Origin of the sequence: Rhizobium ecuadorense, from assembly GCF_001187535.1 — a bacterium.
GTDB classification, from domain to species: domain Bacteria; phylum Pseudomonadota; class Alphaproteobacteria; order Rhizobiales; family Rhizobiaceae; genus Rhizobium; species Rhizobium ecuadorense.
On record NZ_LFIO01001426.1, the window covers coordinates 1 to 636 of the forward strand.

Annotated in this window: 1 protein-coding gene and 1 pseudogene; one reads left to right on the forward strand and one right to left on the reverse strand. The window is 58.0% G+C overall.

Annotated elements, in window-relative coordinates; genetic code table 11:
• Positions 1 to 235: BON domain-containing protein (locus AF337_RS29990; protein WP_049735021.1), on the reverse strand; the 235-nt coding region annotated here is incomplete at its 3' end.
• Between the two features lie 264 nt (positions 236 to 499).
• Here AF337_RS29990 and AF337_RS45755 point away from each other — a divergent pair.
• A pseudogene (locus tag AF337_RS45755) lies at positions 500 to 636 on the forward strand (DUF982 domain-containing protein); the annotation flags it as partial.

The following is a 636-nucleotide window of genomic DNA, read 5'->3' on the forward strand; positions in this document are numbered from 1 at the left end:
CGTTCTCCTGGCCGACGATCATCGCTGCAAGCGAGATGACTTTCTCGCGGTCGGCCGCGTTTGTTATGTAGCCTTCAAGGAGGACCACGGGGCCGAGCATCCTGATCTCGATGGCGCTGCTGTCGATATCGCGATCAGCGGAAAGGGCCGCTTCGATCGTCGCGATGGTCGAGGCTGAGCTATGGCCTTCGGAGCAGCGCTCCTCATGGCTGGCGTTGTCGGAGCCGAATTTCATGTCGTCCTCCCGTTCCGTCCCTCCGCGGAGCTTCATGTTACCTCAAGCCAAATATGAGAAGCAGGTACTGGGGCGGCCAGTCCGACTTAGGTCCGTCTTCCCCCCGGCGCGATCTGGCTTAAAGTTTCCTCTTCCTTGTTGAAGGGACACCGGGGAGGTTTTAGCAATGTCGCTGTATCCAGTCAGAACCTCCCCGGCGAAGCGCTTTCGGTCCATGTTCGGCGTCGTCGGCTCTTACGAATAAGGGGGCGGCTATTCTTGCGAATGGGCGGTATAGTGGATTGGCATAGAAGCGAAGATTTCGTTCCTCTGATGCTTGTGATGAGCGGTCGAGAAAAGCATAGGCTGATCCGATCACTCCGTGAGGTTGCCGAGGCGCTTGTAGCTGCATGGCCGACCGA